This is a genomic window from Kitasatospora sp. MBT66 (genome assembly GCF_000710405.2).
GTDB lineage: Bacteria > Actinomycetota > Actinomycetes > Streptomycetales > Streptomycetaceae > Kitasatospora > Kitasatospora purpeofusca.
The window spans coordinates 254,182-257,267 of sequence record NZ_JAIY01000006.1; the positions used below are offsets into that span (position 1 = coordinate 254,182).

At 73.2% G+C, this 3,086-nt stretch carries 2 protein-coding genes; both read left to right on the plus strand.

The window, feature by feature from the left end; genetic code table 11:
- The first annotated feature begins 81 nt into the window (after positions 1-81).
- Positions 82-705 carry a TetR/AcrR family transcriptional regulator gene (locus tag BI06_RS13680; RefSeq protein ID WP_030398584.1) on the plus strand — a complete coding sequence of 208 codons (624 nt, stop codon included), beginning with the start codon at positions 82-84 and terminating at the stop codon, positions 703-705.
- A gap of 144 nt (positions 706-849) precedes the next feature.
- The coding region (locus BI06_RS13685; protein ID WP_082558556.1) for a SpoIIE family protein phosphatase at positions 850-3,086 on the plus strand (2,237 nt) is incomplete at its 3' end.

Genomic DNA, 3,086 nt, shown 5'->3' on the forward strand with positions numbered 1-3,086 from the left:
CGGACCCCGCGTCACCCCGACCGCCGTCTGCGAGGATCGACCAGCCGCCCGCCCCCGCACGGACAGGAACCGCCGCCGCAGATGACCACCCACCCCGCCGCCGCGCGCACCCCCCAGCAGGACCGCAGCCGCGCCACCCGCGCCAGGCTGCTGGCGGCGGCGGTCGACTGCCTGGCCGAGCTCGGCTGGCACGGCTCCACCGTCGCCGTCGTCGCCGAGCGGGCCGGCGTCTCCCGCGGCGCCGCCCAGCACCACTTCCCCACCCGGGAGGACCTCTTCACCGCGGCCGTCGAACACGTCACCGCCGAACGCCTCGCCGCCGTCCGCGCCCACGCCGACACCCTCCCGCCCGCCGGACCCGCCCGCACCGAAGCCGTCGTCGGCATGATCGTCCGCCTCTACACCGGCCCGCTCTTCCGGGCCGCACTCCAGCTCTGGGTCGCCGCCGCCACCGAGGAACCCCTGCGCGAACGGATCATCCGACTCGAAGGACACGTCGGACGCGAGGCCCACCGCGCCGCCGTCGAGTTCCTCGGCGCCGACGAAACCCGACCCGGCGTGCGCGAAACCGTCCAGGCCACCCTCGACCTCGCCCGCGGACTCGGCCTCGCCAATCTGCTCACCGACGACAGCCTCCGACGATCCGGAGTGATCCGGCAGTGGGCGAGCCTTCTGGAGAGTACGCTGCGCCCGGTAGGCCCATGACGCCCGTACACCTGCCCGACCGGTAACCCTCACCAAGGGGTCGCCGGGCGGTCGATGTCCGTGCAGTCTGGAGAAGAACCCCGGCCGCACGGACCACGAGGGCCGCCCGGCCGGGCACGAGCCGAACCGGGGTGCTGCCTGATCATGCGGAGAGACGAGTGGGACGCGCCCGACGCGACCGACGCCGACGCCACCGGCCCCCGAACGGGCGCCGCCCCCGCACGCCTGGACGGCCACCGCCTCGTCCCCCTCGCCACCGCCCTGCTCCAGGACGACGGACTGATCCTGCACTGGAGTGAGGACGCCGAGGCACTGCTCGGCTGGACCGCCGACGAAGCCGTCGGCAGCCACGCCGCCCAGCTGCTCACCGACGACAGCGACCGCCCCGAAGTCCTCGAACTCTTCGCCCGGATCATGAGCGGAAAAGGCTGGACCGGCGTCTTCCCGGTCCGCCACCGCGACGGCCGCACCGTCGAGCTCGAATTCCGCACCTACCCGATCGCCGGCCCCGGCGGCACCCTGCTGCTGCTCGCCACCGCCTCCGACACCGCCGCCCTCCACCGCGTCGAGGCCGACCTCGCCGTACTCGACGGCATCTTCGGCCAGTCCCCGATCGGCATGGCCGTCTACGACACCGAACTGCGCTACGTCCGGCTCAACGAATCCCTGGCCCGGATGAACGGCGTACCCGTCGCCGCCCACCTCGGCCGCCGCATCAGCAGCGTCCTGCCCGGCATCAACAGCGCCGAAATAGAACACATCATGAAGCAGGTGCTCGCCACCGGCCGACCCGTCGTCGACGCCCGCTCCCACGGCCGCGTCCCCGGCGACCCCCGCCGCGACCGCGCCTGGTCCGCCTCCTACTTCCGGCTCGAGGACTCCACCGGCCGCGTCTTCGGCGTCTGCTCCTCGATCATCGACGTCACCGAACGCTTCCAGGCCGAAGCCCGCGCCGCCCGCGCCCAGGAACGCCTCGCCACCATCGCCGAAGCCACCGCCCGCATCGGCACCACCCTCGACCTCCAGCGCACCGCCGAGGAACTGATCGAGGCCGTCGTCCCCAGATTCGCCGACTTCGCCACCGTCGACCTGCTCGAAACCGTACTCCGCGGCGCCGAACCCACCCCCATCCCCGAGGACCGCGGCGTCCAACTGCGCGCCGTCGCCGTCGGCGAATCCTACGAAACCGGGCTCGTTCACGCCGTCGACACCGTCGGCGAGGTCTCCGAGTACGCCCCCGAACGCAGCTACACCCAGTGCCTGCGCAGCGGCCGCCCCCTGCTGCGCTCCCGCGTCGACGAAGAAGTGCTCCGCGGCCTCGTCGCCAGCCCCGACCGCGTCGCCCCCGGACTCGCGGCCGGCATCCACTCCTACCTGATGCTCCCGGTCACCGCCCGCGGCATGGTCCTCGGCGGCGCCGAATTCATCCGGATGCGCAACCCCGAACCGTTCACCGCCTCCGACGTCGCCCTCGCCGAGGAACTCGTCGCCCGCACCGCCCTCGCCATCGACAACGCCCGCCTCTACCGGCGCGAACGCGAGACCGCGCTCACCCTCCAGCGCAGCCTGCTGCCCCAGGAGATCCACCGCACCCTCGGCCTCGAGATCGCCTACCGCTACCTGCCCTCCAGCGTCACCAGCGAGGTCGGCGGCGACTGGTTCGACGTCGTCCCGCTCTCCTGCGGCCGCGTCGCTCTGGTCGTCGGCGACGTCATGGGACACGGCATCAGGGCCGCCGCCACCATGGGACAGCTGCGCACCGTCGCCCGCACCCTGGCCACCCTCGACATGCCGCCCGAACAGGTCCTCACCCGCCTGGACGAGACCGCCTCCGGCATCGGCGAAGGCCAGTTCGCCACCTGCATCTGCGCCGTCTACGACCCGCTGGAACGCACCCTCCAGATCGCCTCCGCCGGCCACCTGCCCCCCGTCTGGGTCGCCCCCGACGGCACCTCCCACCGCATCGAGACACCGCCCGGCGTACCGCTCGGCGTCGGCGGAGTGGCCTTCGAATCGATCCGGTTCGTCCTCCCCGAAGGCGGCATGGTCGCCCTCTACACCGACGGCCTGGTCGAACGGCGCGGCCAGGACCTCGACGAAGGCATCGACCTGCTCGCCCGCACCCTCTCCGGCCCCGGCCGCACCCTGGAGGAGAACTGCGACGCCGTGCTCGCCGCCCTCGTCAGCGGCGGCAGCGACGACGACATCGCCATGATCATGGCCCGGGTACTGCCCCTGCCCGCCGACCGGGTCGCCACCCTCCCGCTCACCGGCGACGGCCGCCTCCCCGGCAAGGCCCGCCGCTTCACCCGCGGCACCCTCGCCGACTGGGGCCTGTCCGCACTCGCCGACTACGCCGAACTCCTGGTCAGCGAACTCGT

Coding starts and splice junctions, on each gene's coding strand:
- BI06_RS13680 (WP_030398584.1), top strand. CDS start 82: ATGACCACCCACCCCGCCGCCGCGCGCACCCCCCAGCAGGACCGCAGC.